We start from the raw sequence: 17,396 nt of genomic DNA, 5'->3' as shown, positions 1-17,396 counted from the left end.
TGGCATTTGTCACTGGACCTCGGGACGGGAATCGACTAGCCTTATGCGCCATTTCAGTACGGCGATTTCCGGCCGTTTACGTTTAATTGAGTTGATGACAGCAAAGCTCTACATTCAGACCCAGGGCTGCCAGATGAATGCCTACGATTCCGCACGCATTGCGGATTTGTTGCACGCATCCCACGGCATGATCCGGGTCGAAACCCCCGAGGACGCCGATGTCCTGGTGCTCAACACCTGTTCCATCCGCGAGAAAGCTCAGGAGAAAGTCTTTTCCCTGCTCGGGCGCTGGCGCCCGCTCAAGGTGGCACGACCGCATCTGCTGATCGGCGTGGGTGGCTGTGTCGCCAGCCAGGAAGGCGAAGCGTTGCGCGCCCGTGCCCCCTTCGTCGATCTGATCTTCGGCCCCCAAACGCTGCACCGCCTGCCCGCAATGCTGGATGCTGCGCGGGCACGAGCGCGCACGCTCCCCCAGATCGACATCTCCTTCCCGGAGATTGAGAAATTCGATCACCTGCCCCCGCCGCGCGCCACCGGCCCCAGTGCCGGGGTGGCGGTCATGGAAGGCTGCTCGAAATTCTGCACCTACTGCGTGGTGCCCTATACCCGCGGCCCCGAAGTTAGTCGCCCCTTCGACGATGTCATCGCTGAAGTGACTGGCCTGGCCGAACAGGGCGTGCGCGAGGTCAATCTGCTTGGGCAAAATGTCAATGCCTATTGCGGCACCATGGATGACGGCGAAGCGGCTGATCTGGCTTTGCTTATTCATGCAGTCGCCGCCATCGACGGCATTGAGCGGATTCGCTTCACCACTTCACATCCGGTCGAGTTCTCCGAGGCGCTGATTGAGGCCTATGCCGAGGTGCCGGAGCTGGTGGATTTCCTGCACCTGCCGGTACAGAGCGGCTCAGACCGCATCCTGACACGGATGCAGCGCGGCCACAGCGTCAGCGCGTATCGCGACATCGTGCGCCGCCTGCGCGCCGTGCGTCCAAACATCAGCCTATCATCGGATTTTATTGTTGGCTTCCCCGGCGAAACCGAGGCCGACTTCGAAGCCACCCTCCAGCTCATTGAGGACATCGGCTTTGATCAATCCTTCAGCTTCCTGTTCAGCCCCCGTCCCGGCACGCCAGCGGCCGGTTACCCGGACAGCACGCCGCAGGCGGTGAAACAGCAGCGCTTGGAGCGCCTGCAACGCCTGATCAATGCCCAGGCCCAGGCCATCAGCCAGTCCATGGTCGGCAGTGTGCAACGCATCCTGCTGGAGCATCCGTCCCGACGCAATCCGGCCCAGCTAAGCGGACGCACCGAAAACAACCGGGTGGTGAATCTTGATGCGCCCGCTGAGCGCCTCGGCTCCTTCATGCAGGTGCGCATCACCGAAGCGCTGCCCAACTCGCTGCGCGCTCTGGCGCTGGAACAGCCCCTGCCAATCAGGGTCGCGCCCCGCGCGGCCAGTACGCTTTGAGCAGTCCCGCCGCGCGTGCCCCTGCCGACAGTCTCGATTTCGAGCTGACCCCCGAGGACAATGTCCGCCTGGCTAATCTGTGCGGCCAGTTCGATCAGCATCTGCGCCTGATCGAGCGACGCCTGGGGATCGAAATCAACAACCGGGGGGGGCAGTTCCGGCTGATTGGCCAGGCCGAGATTCTGCCGCTGGGCGAACAGTTGTTGCGCGATCTCTATGCGCTGACTGACACTGAAGTCCTGACCCCTGAACTTTTGCACCTGCATCTCCAGCCGTCCAGTGTCGAGGCGGCCCGCGCCAGCGCCGAGTTGCCGGAGGTTCTCATCAAAACCAAGCGCGGCCTGATCCGTGCGCGAGGGGCCAGCCAGCAGGAATATTTGCACGCCATTTTGCGGCATGACATTAGCTTCGGCATCGGCCCGGCCGGCACCGGCAAGACCTATCTAGCTGTGGCCAGCGCGGTCGAGGCGCTGGAGACCGAGCGGGTGCGCCGCCTGCTGCTGGTGCGCCCAGCGGTCGAGGCCGGCGAGCGCCTGGGTTTTTTGCCCGGCGATCTGGCACAAAAAATCGACCCCTATCTGCGTCCGCTCTATGATGCGCTCTTTGAGATGATCGGCTTCGAGCGGGTCAGCAAGCTCATTGAGCGCAATGTCATTGAGGTTGCGCCCCTGGCCTACATGCGCGGGCGCACGTTGAATGATGCCTTTATTATTCTCGACGAAGCTCAGAACACCACCCCCAAGCAGATGAAGATGTTTCTGACCCGCATTGGCTTCGGCTCCAGGGCGGTGGTCACGGGCGATGTCACCCAGATCGACCTGCCGCATGGTCAGCCCTCGGGATTGCGGCACGCCATTGAGGTGCTGCGCGCGGTGAACGGCATCAGCTTTACTTTTTTCACCTCACGCGATGTGGTGCGTCATGCGCTGGTGCAGCGTATCGTCAACGCCTACGATGATCATGATCAGCAGAATGCCAGTACAGTCGCTGATGCCTCTTCAAAACTCCGTGCTTGAACCACCGCCGCCTGCCATGCCAATCGCCGTCGAATTATCCTCCAGGACCGAGCCGCCGCTGGTGCTGGACCTGCAATTTGCGACCATCGCACCGCGCCCCATCCAGCAGGCACTGGAGAACTGGGCTCGGGCCGCGCTCGCCGCCGTCGATGGCGCACCCGAGCTGGCTGAAATCACTATCCGCATTGTGGATGAACCCGAAAGCGCCGAGCTGAATCAGCACTATCGCGGGCGTTCGGGGCCGACCAATGTGCTGTCCTTCCCTTTTGAGCCGCCGCCCGGCGTACCCATCAGCGGCTTCCTGGGGGATCTGGTCATCTGCGCGCCAGTGGTGATCCGCGAAGCCGAGGCGCAGGGCAAGCCGGTGGCGGCACACTGGGCGCACATGGTAGTGCATGGCATCCTGCATCTGCTCGGCTATGATCATCTCGACGCCACACAAGCCGAACAAATGGAGGCGCTGGAAACCCGCATTCTAATCGGGTTAGGATTTGCCGCGCCGTATGAATTCAGCCATGGGGAGTCAGGCAACAGCGTCGATGGCCAATGACCGATCGTGTCGCGGCCCAGCACCAAGCGGCTGGCGCAAGCGCTTGTGCCGGCTGCTTGGTGGCGAGCCGCGCGATAAAAACCAACTGCTGGAAATTCTCAGAGACGCCGAGCGCCGCGTATTGCTCGACCGCGACGGTCTGAGCATGATCGAAGGCGTGCTCCAGGTCTCGGATCTGCGCGCCGAGGATATTATGATTCCGCGCGCCGAGATGGTCACTGTACGGCGTGATGCCGCACTGGAAGACATTTTCGCTGTCGCCGTGGAGTCCTCACATTCGCGCTTTCCGGTCACTGGCGAAGACAAGGGCGAAGTGCTCGGCATTCTGCTGGCCAAGGATTTGCTCGCCTATTGCAGCCGCGCCAACACGCGTCCGTTTAACATTCGCGATCACCTGCGTAGCGCAATCTTTGTGCCCGAGAGCAAGCGCTTGAATGTGCTACTTAAGGAATTCCGCAGCAGTCGTAATCACATGGCCATTGTGGTGGACGAATACGGCGCCGCCGCCGGCCTGGCCACCATTGAGGATGTGTTGGAGCAGATTGTCGGCGAGATCGAGGATGAGCACGACTTCGACGAAGGTGCCTTCATCTTCAAGCGTGGCAAGGGCGAATACACCGTTAAGGCGCGTACCAGCATTGAGGATTTCAATGACTACTTTGGCAGCGAGTTGAGCAGCGAGGATGTTGACACCATCGGCGGCCTGGTGGTGCATGCGCTGGGCAAGCTGCCGGTGCGCGGCGAGCGGATCGAAGTCGAGGGCTTTCGTTTCACCGTGTTGCGTGCCGACAGTCGCCGTGTGCATCTGATGAGCGTTCGGGCCTCCACAGCCGTCGAGCGCGGCGGTGATCAGTCCGGCAGCCGGTCAAGATAACGCGTACCCCCCAACTGCTTCATCTGCTGGCGAATCCAGCGCATGCGACGTTGAACCCGCGCCGATGACGCTTCATCGAGCCGGTACAACATGGGATTGGGCAGCACAGCGGCCAGACGCGCCGCCTGCGCCGGGCTGATGGCGATGGCCGGCCGGTCAAAATAACGCCAACTGGCGGCACCGACTCCGAAGGTGTCAGGGCTGAACTGAGCAATGTTCAGATAGAGCTCCAGAATGCGCGTTTTCGGCAGCCATGTCTCCAGCAGCAGCGTAAACCAGGCCTCAAACAGCTTGCGCATATAATCCCGCCCGCCCCACAGAAACAGATTTTTGGCGGTTTGCTGGCTGATGGTGCTGGCACCGCGCAGGCGTCCGCCCTCGCGAAAGCTGTTCCAGGCATCCTGAAGTTCGACCAGATCAAAGCCATGATGACTGGGGAAGCGTTGATCCTCAGCGGCGATCACGGCCAGTTTCAGTGGCGCGGCGATGGCATCCCAGTCTGTCCACTGGTAGTGAAGCGCGGGCGATGCCTCGCCGGCCAGACGCTGGGTCAGCCAATGTTGCAGCATAAAGGCTGACGTGGGTGGATTGACCCAGCGCAAGGCACCCACCGCCAGGATCGAGAGCACCAGACAGCACGCCAGCAGCCAGGCGAGCCGCCACGCCCAGCGCGTGATCAGGGAGCGCTGCGGCTGGCGTCCGCTCGTTGTGACTGAGGCGCCAGCAGAGGTTGAGCGCTTGCGTTTGCGTCCTGTAGGTGTCACCGCCATCGGATACCTTACCATTCGGTAATCTTTTCGCACGTTGCTGTTAAGGCCAAGCCGTTTAAGCTTCCAAGCTCAAAGCTGGGCTTGCCAGGGGGCGGCTCAAGCACCCGCAAACCTGTCACGGCGAGCCGTCAATGGTGGATGATGCAAGCAAGCGCCGGCGTGTTGGCCGAGGACTGCACCGGGCACTGCTGCTGCTAGTCTGTCTGGCCGGGATTCTTGTCACGGCTTTATTGCTCAATGAGCAGTGGCAGCGTCGTGAACCCATTGCAGCCATCCCCGCCGTGGTGCGGGTCGAGCCGGCGGAGTATCAACAGCGCCAGCGGCAGTTTGTCACAACCGCCAGCCTGACCGCTCTGCGCTTTGTTAAGGTAGCTCAGGTCGCCTGGCCGACCTGGCCTGATCAGCCCAACCAGCGCTGGTGGCAGGCAGCCGAAACCTGGCTGACCCAGGTCGCGGCCAACGGCCGGCTGGTACAGCCAGCCTATCGGCCGAGCGCCGGGCCGGATGCGGTGCAGAGTCGTTCGCTGCCCCATCAGATGCCGGATCAGGCGCCGAATTAACGATCAAAATTAACTCTCAAGCGGTGTGACCCAACGCTGAGGACAGCCAACCATGATTTCGACGGGAGATTTTGCATGAATGCAACGCATAGCCCAAGTGCTTCGACACCACCGGGCGCCCCCGATCTGAGCAAGGGCACGCCTGTCGCCGCCGCGCAGGCACCCACGGATCTGGCGGAGACCGCTGCCGCCTTTGCCGAGCTGCGCCGGCAGTTGCGCGCGCGTATTCTCGGGCAGGAGGGCCTGGTCGAGCGCCTGCTGATCGCGCTGCTGGCCTCGGGGCATCTGCTGGTAGAAGGCGCCCCCGGGCTGGCCAAGACCTCGGCTATTCAGGCGCTGGCAGCGCGCATCGCCGGCGACTTCCAGCGCGTGCAGTTTACGCCTGATCTGCTGCCGGGCGACCTGACCGGCACCGATATCTATCGCCCGGAGACCGGCGAATTTCACTTCCAGCGTGGCCCGCTGTTTCACAATCTGATTCTGGCCGACGAGGTCAACCGCGCTCCGGCCAAGGTGCAGTCGGCGCTGCTCGAAGCCATGGGTGAGCGCCAGATTACTGTCGGCGGACGCACCTATCCGCTGCCAGAACCCTTTCTGGTCATGGCCACGCAAAACCCCATTGAGCAGGAAGGCACCTATCCGCTGCCGGAAGCGCAACTCGACCGCTTTTTGATGCATGTGCGGGTCGATTACCCGGATCCGCGCGTCGAACGCCAGATTCTGGCCATTGCCCGCGCCGAGATCAGCGGACGCGCGCACGGTGAGCCGGCCCCGACGCCGCTGGTCAGTCGTGAGCAGATTTTTGCCGCCCGCGATCAGGTCATGACGCTACACATGGCGGATAATCTGGAGGAATACCTGGTGCAACTGGTGCTGGCCACCCGCGATCCGGCGCCTTACGACCGCGAATTGGCGCGCCTGGTCGATTATGGCGCTAGCCCGCGTGCCACCATTGCGCTCGACCGCTGCGCCCGCGCCTGCGCCTGGTTGCGCGGCAGCGACTATGTGACGCCCGAGGATATTCACAGTGTTGTCTTCGACGTGCTGCGCCATCGTGTGCTGATGAGCTATGCCGCCGAGGCCGAAGGCGTCACGGTGGATCGCTTTGTGGCGGAACTGATTAAGCATGTCCCGCTTATCTAAGTCCTCGACCAAGGACTCATCCGGCTGGAGACGTTGCCCATGACTGCGACCGCAACTGCCACTGCAACGGCGCCTGATGCTGACTGGCGGGTGGATGCTACTGACCTGATCGCTCTGCGCTCGCGCGCGGCGCGGCTCAGCACCAAGCCGCCGCGTGCCAGCCGCTCGGTGTTGGCAGGCCAGCATCAGTCGCGGTTTCGCGGACGCGGCATGGACTATCGCGAGTCGCGCCACTATCAGGCCGGAGATGACATCCGCAACATGGACTGGCGCATCACAGCGCGCGCCGGACATGCCCATGTCAAGGTGTTCGATGAGGAGCGCGAGCGTCCGGTGGTGGTGGTGGCCGACTTCGGCCCCAGCATGTTCTTTGCCAGCCGGGGCGCCTTCAAGTCTGTGATGGCCGCGCGCCTGGCAGCCCTCATTGGCTGGTCGACCATCAGTCGCGGCGACCGCATCGGCGCCTTGCTGTTTGATGGCCAGCATCGCGAGATCGCGCCAGCGGGCGGTCGGCGTGGGCAAATGCGGCTGATTCGTGCCTTGGTGGCCGCGGGCGATCCGAATCTGGGCCTGGCCGCCCATGAGGCACCGGCCGGGGAACTGAACCGCGCGCTGGCGCGGCTGCGCCATGTCATTCGCCCCGGCAGCCTGGTGTGGTTACTGTCCGATTTCGCCAGCGCCGATGCCGAGACCGAACGCCATCTGAGTCAGCTGCGGGTGCATAACACCGTGCTAGCGGTTGAAATCCTCGATGCGCTTGAGCTGGCCCCGCCGCCGCCGGGACGCTACCGCATCAGCGACGGGCGCCGCTCCGGCCTGCTCGACACCCTCAGCCGTGGACTGCGCAACGATTATCAACGAGTACTCGCAGAACAACGCGCCCAGATACGCGCACGCCTGGAGCGCTGCGGCCTGCGATTGCACGGCTGCCTGACCCATGAGGATCCAGCTACGGTGGTTACGCACGCCCTGAGCCGCAACAGTACTCCTGCTGCCAGATCCCGGGAGGCGGTGGCATGAAAGCGGCGTTGGCAATTCTGACAAGTCTGGCCTCAGTCGCACTGGCCCCAGTCGCATCCGCTGCGGCGCCCCAAGCGCTGCCAGTCGCTGCGTCCCAGGCACTACCAGCTGGGCTGAACCTGCGCGACATCCATGAACCGGCCCTGCCATCGCTGTGGCCACCGGCGCCTGGCTGGTGGCTGCTAGCACTCATGCTCCTGACGCTGCTGATTGGACTCAGTCGCGTGCTGTGGCGCCAGTGGCAGCAGCGCCGGCTGCGCGCCCGGGTGCTGCGCGAGCTGGCCGCCCTGCCGGCCACCGATGATTGCCAAGCATTGATTGCCGGAGTGTCGGCACTGCTCAAACGCGTGGCGCTGCGGCGTTTCCCGCGCGAGCAGGTCGCGGATCTGACCGGAACGCCCTGGCTGGAATTTCTCGATCACACCGGCGGGGGTGGGCAATTCGCCGATGGTGCCGGCCAAGTGCTGGCGCAGGGCCCCTATGCACTGGCGCCCCCCTGTGACGGCCCGGCACTGCGGGCATTAGCACGCACCTGGCTGACGAAAAATTTATGAATCGCGACGATCCGCAACGCCTGGAGCCCTCGGAATGACCTTTGGCTTTGCTCACCTGTGGGCCTTTGTGGCCTTACCCTTACCACTGTTGGTTTATCTCTTTCTGCCACGCGCACCGGCGCTGGAAGGAGCGGCACTGCGGGTGCCTTTTTACGCCACGCTGATGCAGGGGCGTGCGAGCCAGGGCACCTCCGCTCCGGCGAGCCTGCGACTGTGGCTGGCGCTGCTAATCTGGCTGCTGCTGGTGATCGCAGCCGCCCGACCCCAATGGATCGGCGCACCGATTCCTCTGCCATTGGCCGGGCGCGATCTCATGCTGGCGGTGGATATTTCCGGCTCCATGGTGGAAGAAGACATGGTCATCGGCGCGCGCGTCACCGACCGCCTAACAGCCGTGAAAGCGGTGGCGGGTGATTTTATCGAGCGCCGCGCCGGGGATCGCATCGGCTTAATCCTGTTTGGTCAGCAGGCCTATTTGCAAACCCCGCTGACCTTTGATCGCGAAACAGCGCGCACGCTTTTGTTTGAAGCCGCCATCGGCCTAGCCGGCAAGGATACCGCCATTGGCGATGCCATCGGCCTGGCGGTGAAGCGCTTGCGCGATCAGCCCGCCGAGCAGCGAGTGCTGATTCTGCTGACCGACGGCGCCAACACCGCCGGAGCCATCACGCCCGAGAAGGCCGCCGAACTGGCCGCCGAGGCCGGCGTGCGTATCTACACCATTGGCGTTGGCGCCGATCCGCGCGGTCCCTTCGGAATGTCCCTGGGACGCAATCCGCTGGATGAACGCACCCTCAAACAGATCGCTGAGCAAACCGGCGGACGCTATTTCCGCGCCCGCGACCTGCGCGAATTGCAATCCATCTATGCCCTGCTCGACGAACTGGAACCAGTTGAATCCCAGCAGGAAGGGTTCCGCCCAGTGGCCGAATTGTTCGCCTGGCCGCTCGGTGCTGCATTGGTGCTGAGCGCCCTGGTTGCCGTGGGGCGTGCCTCCGGATCGCTGCGCAGTGCCTTCAATGAATAGGGGATATGGATCGGGATCGGGATCGGAATCGGGTTCAAACGATTTGTGCATGTTTTAGTGGGTTTCAACCATGAGCGATTTTCATTTCCTGAATCCCTGGTGGCTGCTCGCGCTGGTGCCACTGGCGCCGCTGCTGTGGCTGAGTGCGACGAGCACGGGTGATAACAGCGCCTGGCGACGGGTGATTGACCCTCGCCTGTTGCCGGTGCTGACCATTGAGCCGCAGGCGCTGAATCGCCTGACGACCCGTTTGCCTTTCATCCTGCTGGGACTGGCCTGGTTGATCGCGGTGGTGGCGCTGGCCAATCCAACCATCGAGCGCAAGCCGGTGCCGACCTTCAGCGGCGGTGTTGCGCGCGTGGTGGTGCTGGATCTGTCCCGCTCCATGCTGGCCACGGATCTGACACCGACCCGCTTGGCGCGAGCACGCTACAAGGTGGCGGATATTCTCGCTCAGGTCAAAGACGGCAGCGTCGGCCTCATTGCCTTTGCCGGTGACGCCTTCACGGTCGCGCCGCTGACGCAGGATGCCGCGACCATCACCGCCATGCTCGACGCCTTGCAACCGGAGATTATGCCGGTCGACGGCAGCCGTCCTGATCTGGCGCTAGAACGGGCTGGCGCCCTGCTGAAGCAAGCCGGTGCCACGCACGGCGAGGTGGTGCTGATCACCGATGATGCCGGCGATGAACGCGCGCTGGCAGCGGCCCGGGCTTTGCAAGCCGCCGGTCATCGCCTGGCGGTAATTGGCGTCGGCTCTGAGCAAGGCGCACCGGTGCCCGGCATCCGTCGTGCCGAGGGGCCAGTCATTAGCCGGCTGGATACTCAAGCCCTGCGCGCGCTGGCACGCGCTGGCGCTGGAGCCTATGCGCCCCTAACCTCCAATGATGAGGATCTGAACGCTACCCTGGGTGCAGGTGATCCTGGGCGCGCGCTTCCGGCCGAGCTGACCGACAACCAAGCCCAGGCCTGGTATCCGCTCGGCCCCTGGATTGCGCTGGCACTGCTGCCGCTGGCGGCCCTGGCCTTTCGGCGTGGCTGGCTGCTGGCCGCCCTGCCACTGTTGGTTGCGCCGCTGTTGCTAGGAACACCAGCGCCGGCCCAGGCATTCGGCTGGAAAGATCTGTGGCAGCGCCCGGATCAACAATCCGCTCAGGCTCTGGCGCAGGGAGATGTCGAGCGCGCCCGCGCGCTGGCGCCCGATCCCCAGCGTCGCGGCACAGCTGCCTATCGTGCTGGCGATTATCAAGCCGCCGCTGAGAATTTCGCGGCTGGAAATACGGCCACTGACCACTACAATCGCGGCAATGCCCTGGCCCGAGCCGGCGCGCTTGAAGATGCCCTGGCGGCTTATGAAGAGACACTGGCGTTGCAGGCGGATCATGAGGATGCGCGCTACAATCACGAACAGGTTAAAAAATTGCTGGAACAGCAGCAAAAACAACAGGAACAGCAAAATCAGGATGGTCAGTCAGGCGAGGATTCTTCTGAACAGACTCAGGACCAACAGGGTCAGGAGCAAAATCAGGACAATTCATCGGCGGACGACGCGCAGCAACAGGAGTCGTCCGGCTCCTCTTCAGAGGATAATCAGGCTGCGGACAGCGGTGAACAGAATCCCCAGGCATCCCAGAATGACGAATCCTCGGCTGAGGAATCAGCCGAGCAGCAAAACGCCCAGCCTTCGGATCAGTCATCACAGTCGCCTTCTGGTGACGAGCACGAATCAGACAATCAAGACTCAGCGCGTGATGACCAGGCCGCACCGGCACGCGATCAGCAAGCCGAACAGCAAGCGGCTGAGGACTACCGCGAGGCTGCTGCTGCCGCGCAGTCGGATGACTCTGAACCTGAGGCTGATCAGACGCCCGCATCAGCCGCCGCCTCTGCGGACTCCGAGGGTACACCTGAGGAGCAGGAAGCCCGCGCGGCCGCCGAGCAATGGCTGAGACGCATTCCGGATGACCCGGCCGGTCTACTGCGACGCAAATTCCTTTATCAATACAGCCAGCGCGTCGGCCCGGAACAAAATGTCGCAGCCGGGAAACCCTGGTAAGCAAAGCGGCTGACTGGAGGCGATAAGACCATGATGAGGCAAGCCATGCACCACCGAACAGGATGTGTACTCCTGCTGATCCTGACATTGATGTGCCCACTGCTGGCCAACGCCGCTGTCACGGCCACGCTTGACCGCCAGCAGCTCTATGAGAGCGAAGTACTGACCCTGAGCATTGAGGCCAGTGGCCTGGGACAGACTGCTGAACCGGATTTGACCCCGCTGGAACAGGATTTCGACATCCTGGGCACCAGTCGCGGTTCGCAGATCAGCATTATCAATGGCCGCTCCAGCAGTAGTCAGCAATGGCGCATCAGCCTCAAGCCCCGACGCCTGGGTGAGCTGCGCATTCCAGCGCTCAGTGTTGGTGCCGAGCGCACCCAGCCGCTGTCGGTGCAGGTGAGCGAGACGCCCGAGGGTGCGCTTGGCCACCCCGGTGACGATGTCTTCGTCGAGCTGACGCTGGAACGACCCGAAGGGGTGAGCGCCGATGATCCGGTGATGGTGCAGCAGCAATTGCCGCTGGTGGTGCGCCTGTATAGCGCGCAGCCGCTGCGCGGCGGCAGTCTGAGCGATCCGCGTGCCGAGGGCGCGGTGTTGGAGCGTCTGGGAGCGGATCGGCGCTATAGCAGCCGCCGCGACGGGCGCGACTATCAGGTCATTGAACGGCGCTATAGCCTGAGCCCGGAGCACAGTGGCACTCTACGCATTCCGCCGGTGATATTCGAAGGTGAGCTGATGACTGGCGCCGGTCGTGGCTCGGGGGCTGGGGCTGGCGCCGGTACGCAGCGCTCGCGCCTGGATCGGATGTTTCAGGATTTTCCCTTTGCGACGGATTTTACCAGCGGTCCGCTGTCGCTGTTTGAGTCTGGGCAGCCGGTGCGTGCCCAAAGTCGCGCGCTAACGCTACAAGTCAAGGCGCGACCGGAGGATTTCAGCGGTCAGCACTGGCTGCCGGCCGAGGCGCTCAGTGTCGAAGACTCCTGGGCTCAGCAACCACCCGCGTTGCGCGTGGGTGAGCCGGTGACCCGCACCCTGACGCTAGTTGCCAAGGGGCTGGCCGGCAGCCAGATCCCGGATGTGAACATGCGCATTCCCGCTGCGGTGCGCAGCTATCGCGAGCCGACCAAGAAGGAAACCCGCACCGATGGGCAGGCGGTCTACGCGGTCAGCAAGCAGTCAATGACGCTGATTCCCACGCAGGCTGGTTCCTTGCAGCTGCCCGAGCTGCATGTGCGCTGGTGGGATATCAAGGCCGAGCGTGAGCGTGAGACACGAGTGCCGGCGCTGAATCTGACTGTCGCTGCTGGCGCACCGCCGCCGGCAACCAAGGCGCCGACATCGCCTGCTGCGGCGGCCGCCGCGCCATCCGATGCCACTGCATCGGCAGATCAGCCAGCGCCGCAAAGCACCACCAATGTAGCAGCAGCACCCGACACCAATAGTAGCCAAAGCACCAGCGGCCAAAGTACTAGCGCTTCCAATGCGAATATTAGACTGATTCTGGGCGCCCTGATCGGACTACTGGTATTGGCTGCCGCCGGGGTTGGAGCGATCATGATCGCCAGAAAAAAGGGCTTGATTCAGCCGCGCCTGAGCCAAACGGCTGCATCCGCCGCGCCACCGCCGCGTCAGAGCGCCCTGCGCGAAGCCGTGCGGCAAGCGGCCGACCAGCATGATGCGCCCGGCACTGCCGAGGCGCTGCTGGCGCTGGCGCGCACGCGCTGGCCCGATGATCCGCCGCTGAATCTCGCCATGCTGGCGCGACGCTTGGGACGCACTGCGCCATTAGACGCGACAGTCGAAGCCGCGCAAAGCGCTCTTGCGGAGTTGGAGCGCGCGCTCTATGCCCCTTCGGGGGCTGGCTGGTCGGGGCAGGGATTCTGGGATCAGGTGCGCGGCGCGCTGACACAGGCCGGGGAACAAAGCACCGAAGAGGACGCAGCCAGCGTCCTGGCGCCACTGTATCCTCAGCGAAACTAGCGCTGGGCTTGGCGCAGGACTACTGAACCTCGGTATCACCGATGCCGGCGCCTTCGGCCATCCGCTTGAGTTCAGCCAGCTCCTGCACCGACAGCACATGGTTGATAGCGAGGATGATCACGAAGATATCCTCCACCCGTCCCATCGACTGGATGAAGTCGGTGCTGATGTCCGAGCCGAAGGTGGGGGCCGGTCTGACATTCTCACGCGGAATATCCAGAATATTTTTGACCTCATCGACCAGCATGCCAAACACATAGCTGCTGCGATTGAGTACCACCTCAACCACCACGATGCAACTGCGCTTGGACAGGGTTGCGGCACCACGATTCAGGCGCGCAGCCAAATCAACAATGGGTACCACATTGCCACGCAGGTTGATGACACCACGGATATATTCCGGCGTCATGGGCACCTGGGTAATCCGTGGCGTTTCGATGATTTCCTGTACCGCATTGATGGGCATCGCCAGCCATTCTTCCGCGACCGAGAAAGTCAGGTACTGGTTGGCTTCATCCGCGCTGTCGGTCGCGGCACTGCGTGGCTGTTGGGATGCTATTGCCTCAGTCATCAGGGTCTCCGCCTAAAAGCGTTCGAAGTCTTGTGAATGCATGTCGTCATCATCGCCATCCAGGCCGAAGTTCCCCGAGCTCCGACGACGAGATTTGGCGACCTTGGGGCTGGTGTGGCGGCCGGTACTGCCACCAGGCGAGCGTCGTGCCTTGTCTGACACCGGCCTGCCCTGCGACACTTTGAAGAAGCTCATGGTTTCCTGCAACTGCGCCGCCTGTCCGCTGAGTTCTTCGGCGGTCGCGGCCAGCTCTTCGGATGAGGACGCATTCTGCTGCGTGGCCTTGTCGAGCTGGCCCATAGCATCGCTGATTTGCCCGATACCCGAGGCCTGATCGCCGCAGGCCGAGGTGATCTCTGCAATCAGGTCGGCGGTTTTAATGATGTTTGGCACCATGTGCTTCAGCACCCGCCCGGCCTCCTCGGCGATGGACAGGCTGTTGGTGGCGAGCTGGTTGATGTCCTGCGCCGTCACGCCGCTGTTTTCAGCCAGCTTGCGCACCTCGGCGGCCACCACGGTGAAGCCTTTGCCATGCTCTGCGGCGCGTGCCGCCTCAATAGCTGCGTTGAGTGCAAGCAGATTGGTTTTGTAAGCAATCTCCTCAATCATACCGATTTTGCTGGCGATCGCCTTCATCGCACTGACCGTGCGCGTAACGGCCTCACCACCGATACGCGCTTCCTCGGCCGAGCTTTTGGCGATGCCGTTGGTGGTGCACCCGTGCTCGGTATTCTGCTGCACTGAGGCATTGAGTTCCTCAATGCTGGCGGTGGTTTCCTCAACACTGGCGGCTTGTTCAGTGGCGCTCTGACTGAGCGCCTGGGCGGTGGAGCTGACCTCGCTGGAGGCGGAGCTGAGGTTATCGGCGCCGACCAGCACCTCGCCGACAATCTCGCGCAGTTGCTCGACCAGCACATGCATGGCGGTCAGCATGGCGCCGATTTCATCCTTGCGCTCTGAACTGACATCGGCGCGCAGATCGCCAGCCGCAACCTTCTGAATAAACTGAACAGCCTCCACCAGTGGCTTGCTCAGACTGCGTGCAACCGAGATCGCCAGCACGATCACCAGGACGATAAAAAGACCCGTCAGCCAGGTCGTGGTGCGGATCAGACGCCAAACCGGTGCCATGACCTCGGCGCGATCAATTTCTGCCAACAGCGCCCAGGTGATGCCGGCGACAGTGATCGGGGTAAAGCTCGACAACACGGGGTTGCCATTATAGTCGATGACAATCCGGGTGCCGGTCTCACCGGCCAGGGCGGCACGGCTGGCCGCAGTATCGACGCCATTGTTGGCGACCGTGCCGGCAAAGGAGGCGGACACCGTGCGATTTTCGGGGTCGAGGAAGGAATCTGAGCGCATGCGCTTATCCGGGCCGACCAGATAGGTCTCGCCCGTTTTGCCCATGCCACTGCGTTGCTGCATGATGGCGTTAATGGGTTGCAACGGCAATTGCAGGGCTACCACCATCTCGATCTTGTTGTTGCGCTTTAAAGGAAGGGCGATAAAAGCCGCCGCTCCGTTGGAAGGCGCGTAGCGGGCAAAATCGGCCAGACCAAAGGAGCCGGTGCGCAGAACCTCGCGTGTCAGTTCAGCCAGATTGGAATCGTGAAATTCTCCGTCGATCAGATTGGTGCCATAGTCGGACTCCTTGGCCACCGTGTAGAACACCTGCCCATCCGGGTGAATCAACAAGAGATCATAGTAACCGTATTGCTCGATATAGCGCGCGAAGATGTCCTGCTGTTCGCCGGGGGCGCGTTCGGTGAGGGCTGCCTCCAGATTCTTTTTGGTAACGATGGCCCAATCCAGCCCCGGGATGTCCAGGGGGCCGGCCTGGATGAGTACGGGCTGACCGCTGCTGTCAGTATAAATGTCCTGTACCAAATCCCCTTGCAACGCCTGCCTGATATAGGGGGTATCAATGGGAGCGCCGATGACATAGCGCCCCTGGCCCATGGTGAGCATGTCGCTGCGAAACGCACGCTTGCCGTCCTGCTGGCCCACCAGATAGGTCTCACCCGTTTCGCCCATGCCGGTGCGAGTCTGGACAGCCTGGTTCAGCTGCTGCGCACTGAGGGGAATGGCAACAAAGCCGCTAGCGCCCCGACCAGCCGCAGACACCCTGGCGACGACAAAGGCGGTCTGGGCATTGTCCGCGCTGGGGTCGGGGCGGAAGTCGGCGCAGGTCAGGCTCAGGCTTGGGTCATTACGGAGTTGCTCAACGCCAGCGGCAAGTGCGCCCAGCGCCGGTTGTCCGACGCGCGCCGGGCTGGCCAGCGTATAGAGCACTCGCCCGGAGGTGTCGAGCAGCAGCAGGTCAGTCCAGCCAAACGCTTGCGCCGTTACCTCCAACAGCTCGTGCTGCGTCACCGGCGGCGGTGTCTGTAGGCTGCGAGCTTCGGTGGGGCGAACATTCGTGGCGCGCAGGTCGGTGCCCAGCACCTGATTCAGGACCTCGCTGCGCGTTCGGCCCAGCTCAGGGTCCAGTTCATAACCCGGCTCATCGACCGACGCCTGAGCCTGATCCGGATTCGGATTGGATAGCTGATGTGGCGGTTGATGCGACCGGGTGGCTAAAGCAGCCAAGGCGGCGGACAGACGTTTGTCGGCTGCGAAACCGGCAAGCTCGGTGCGCCAGCGGTGCATAATGCGCTCGATCTGGCCGCGTTTTTCATCATGTACGATGGCCAGACCAGCGACCGCATCGGCCTGAATTTTCCTGATTACATCAGCCAGGACACCGATGTCAGCCTCCCGCTCGGAAAAATAACGTTCGATCTGCCCTTTTTTGATACTACGCACGGCTTCGAGCCGGGCATTGGTTTCCTTCAGCAAAGCATTTTGCGCAGACTGCACACTCTGCAAGCTGACCAGTATCAGGGGAACCAGGCTGGAAAGCAGCATCAGCCCGATCAGTTTGGGTTGCAGACGGATGTTTTTCAGGTTCAGCATGGCATGGGTCCGGATTGACGGCCTGATATCTCTGCCCCAGCTCAAGTCTGCGAGTCATGACGCAACGCGGGAGCGAGCCGTACAGATTCAGAGCTTGTGCACCCCAAGCCTAGCAAACCCGAGCCATTCAGATGCAGATTATCGCGGCGTTGCACCAAGCTTTGTACCCATGGCGGTCAGCGGTGCGCTCAGCGCAACCCCTTGACCGGCTGATGCCATCCAGCTAAACTTCGCGGTTCACATCGGTTTGGTGCGTGCGCGCGACTGTCGAGCAATCCCGCACCACCGGCCGGGCACAAGATTCTATTGAGGTCAGCCGCCATGTCTCGAGTCTGTCAGGTTACCGGCAAGCGTCCGCTGTCCGGTAATAACGTTTCCCACGCTCATAACAAAACCCGACGTCGTTTTTTGCCGAATCTGCGCTATCACAGATTCTGGATGGACGCTGAAAAGCGCTGGGTGCGTCTGCGTGTTAGCACCAAAGGGATGCGCATTATCGATAAAAAGGGCATTGAGTCCGTCGTTGCCGAGTTGCGCGCGCGCGGCGAGAACATCTAAGCCTTTTTCCCATTCAGCCTATCAGGGGCTTTAAGATCCCAGGAGATTCAGCATGGCCAAGGCAGCACGAGACAAAATCCGCCTTAATTCCAGCGCCGGTACGGGTCATTTTTACACGACCACCAAAAATAAGCGCAATCAGCCAGGCAAGATGGAAATCAAGAAGTACGATCCCGTCGTACGTCAGCATGTGATGTACAAGGAAGGCAAGATTAAATAGCCTATCCTGGTATCGGCTTGGTGCGCACAGCTGTGCCAGGCCAAGCCCCAGCTTTGATTTGCTGC

At 62.4% G+C, this 17,396-nt stretch carries 16 protein-coding genes; 13 read left to right on the top strand and 3 right to left on the bottom strand.

The genetic code is table 11. The features are described 5' to 3' along the window. The first annotated feature begins 94 nt into the window (after positions 1-94). Genes miaB through CKO36_RS06130 form a run of 4 tightly spaced genes read left to right on the top strand, consistent with a single transcriptional unit; the run spans position 95 to position 3,911 of the window. Positions 95-1,471, top strand: a complete 1,377-nt coding sequence (gene miaB, locus CKO36_RS06145) for a tRNA (N6-isopentenyl adenosine(37)-C2)-methylthiotransferase MiaB (protein ID WP_200281972.1) — start codon at positions 95-97, stop codon at positions 1,469-1,471. Then, positions 1,468-2,487, top strand: a complete 1,020-nt coding sequence (locus tag CKO36_RS06140) for a PhoH family protein (RefSeq protein WP_200281970.1) — start codon at positions 1,468-1,470, stop codon at positions 2,485-2,487. Before miaB ends, CKO36_RS06140 begins: the two co-directional genes overlap by 4 nt. 16 nt (positions 2,488-2,503) lie before the next feature. Continuing rightward, positions 2,504-3,037 (top strand): rRNA maturation RNase YbeY, encoded by a 534-nt coding sequence (gene ybeY / locus CKO36_RS06135; protein WP_200282016.1) that lies wholly within the window; start codon positions 2,504-2,506, stop codon positions 3,035-3,037. Beyond that, positions 3,027-3,911 (top strand): HlyC/CorC family transporter, encoded by an 885-nt coding sequence (locus CKO36_RS06130; RefSeq protein WP_200281968.1) that lies wholly within the window; start codon positions 3,027-3,029, stop codon positions 3,909-3,911. Before ybeY ends, CKO36_RS06130 begins: the two co-directional genes overlap by 11 nt. On the opposite strand, the gene mtgA is transcribed toward CKO36_RS06130, so the two are convergent. After that, positions 3,887-4,681: a monofunctional biosynthetic peptidoglycan transglycosylase gene (gene mtgA, locus CKO36_RS06125; RefSeq protein ID WP_200281954.1), complete on the bottom strand. Its 795-nt coding sequence runs from the start codon at positions 4,679-4,681 to the stop codon at positions 3,887-3,889. The genes CKO36_RS06130 and mtgA overlap by 25 nt on opposite strands. Before the next feature lie 131 nt (positions 4,682-4,812). Here mtgA and CKO36_RS06120 point away from each other — a divergent pair, with 131 nt between their 5' ends. The 7 genes from CKO36_RS06120 (at position 4,813) to CKO36_RS06090 (ending at position 13,024) form a co-directional block, all read left to right on the top strand. Then, the gene (locus tag CKO36_RS06120) at positions 4,813-5,241 is read left to right on the top strand and encodes a hypothetical protein (protein WP_200281951.1); all 429 of its coding nucleotides are present in this window, start codon (positions 4,813-4,815) and stop codon (positions 5,239-5,241) included. 75 nt (positions 5,242-5,316) lie between these two features. After that, the gene (locus CKO36_RS06115) at positions 5,317-6,384 is read left to right on the top strand and encodes an AAA family ATPase (RefSeq protein WP_200281948.1); all 1,068 of its coding nucleotides are present in this window, start codon (positions 5,317-5,319) and stop codon (positions 6,382-6,384) included. A gap of 39 nt (positions 6,385-6,423) precedes the next feature. Then, a complete protein-coding gene (locus CKO36_RS06110; protein WP_200281945.1) occupies positions 6,424-7,404 on the top strand; it encodes a DUF58 domain-containing protein in 981 nt (326 codons plus the stop codon). Then, complete coding sequence (locus tag CKO36_RS06105) at positions 7,401-7,958, top strand: DUF4381 domain-containing protein (protein ID WP_200281942.1); 558 nt, start codon at positions 7,401-7,403, stop codon at positions 7,956-7,958. Before CKO36_RS06110 ends, CKO36_RS06105 begins: the two co-directional genes overlap by 4 nt. A 34-nt stretch (positions 7,959-7,992) precedes the next feature. Continuing rightward, on the top strand, positions 7,993-8,985 hold the full coding sequence (locus CKO36_RS06100) for a vWA domain-containing protein (RefSeq protein WP_200281939.1): 993 nt from the start codon (positions 7,993-7,995) through the stop codon (positions 8,983-8,985). Between the two features lie 70 nt (positions 8,986-9,055). Beyond that, on the top strand, positions 9,056-11,041 hold the full coding sequence (locus CKO36_RS06095; RefSeq protein WP_200281936.1) for a VWA domain-containing protein: 1,986 nt from the start codon (positions 9,056-9,058) through the stop codon (positions 11,039-11,041). Positions 11,042-11,086: 45 nt separating this feature from the next. Beyond that, positions 11,087-13,024: a BatD family protein gene (locus CKO36_RS06090; RefSeq protein WP_200281933.1), complete on the top strand. Its 1,938-nt coding sequence runs from the start codon at positions 11,087-11,089 to the stop codon at positions 13,022-13,024. Positions 13,025-13,043: 19 nt separating this feature from the next. On the opposite strand, the gene CKO36_RS06085 is transcribed toward CKO36_RS06090, so the two are convergent. Both CKO36_RS06085 and CKO36_RS20395 read right to left on the bottom strand, forming a co-directional pair. Then, on the bottom strand, positions 13,044-13,595 hold the full coding sequence (locus CKO36_RS06085; protein ID WP_200281931.1) for a chemotaxis protein CheW: 552 nt from the start codon (positions 13,593-13,595) through the stop codon (positions 13,044-13,046). Between the two features lie 12 nt (positions 13,596-13,607). Further along, complete coding sequence (locus CKO36_RS20395) at positions 13,608-16,553, bottom strand: methyl-accepting chemotaxis protein (protein WP_200281928.1); 2,946 nt, start codon at positions 16,551-16,553, stop codon at positions 13,608-13,610. Positions 16,554-16,874: 321 nt separating this feature from the next. On the opposite strand from CKO36_RS20395, the gene rpmB reads away from it, so the two are divergent. Together rpmB and rpmG are read left to right on the top strand one after the other, a co-directional pair. Further along, complete coding sequence (gene rpmB, locus CKO36_RS06075) at positions 16,875-17,111, top strand: 50S ribosomal protein L28 (protein WP_200281925.1); 237 nt, start codon at positions 16,875-16,877, stop codon at positions 17,109-17,111. A gap of 52 nt (positions 17,112-17,163) precedes the next feature. Next, positions 17,164-17,331, top strand: coding sequence for a 50S ribosomal protein L33 (rpmG, locus tag CKO36_RS06070; RefSeq protein ID WP_200281922.1), 168 nt, complete (start codon positions 17,164-17,166; stop codon positions 17,329-17,331). Positions 17,332-17,396: the final 65 nt, after the last annotated feature.

The organism is Rhabdochromatium marinum, assembly GCF_016583795.1.
Lineage (GTDB): Bacteria > Pseudomonadota > Gammaproteobacteria > Chromatiales > Chromatiaceae > Rhabdochromatium > Rhabdochromatium marinum.
This window is presented reverse-complemented; position numbering and strand designations above follow the sequence as displayed.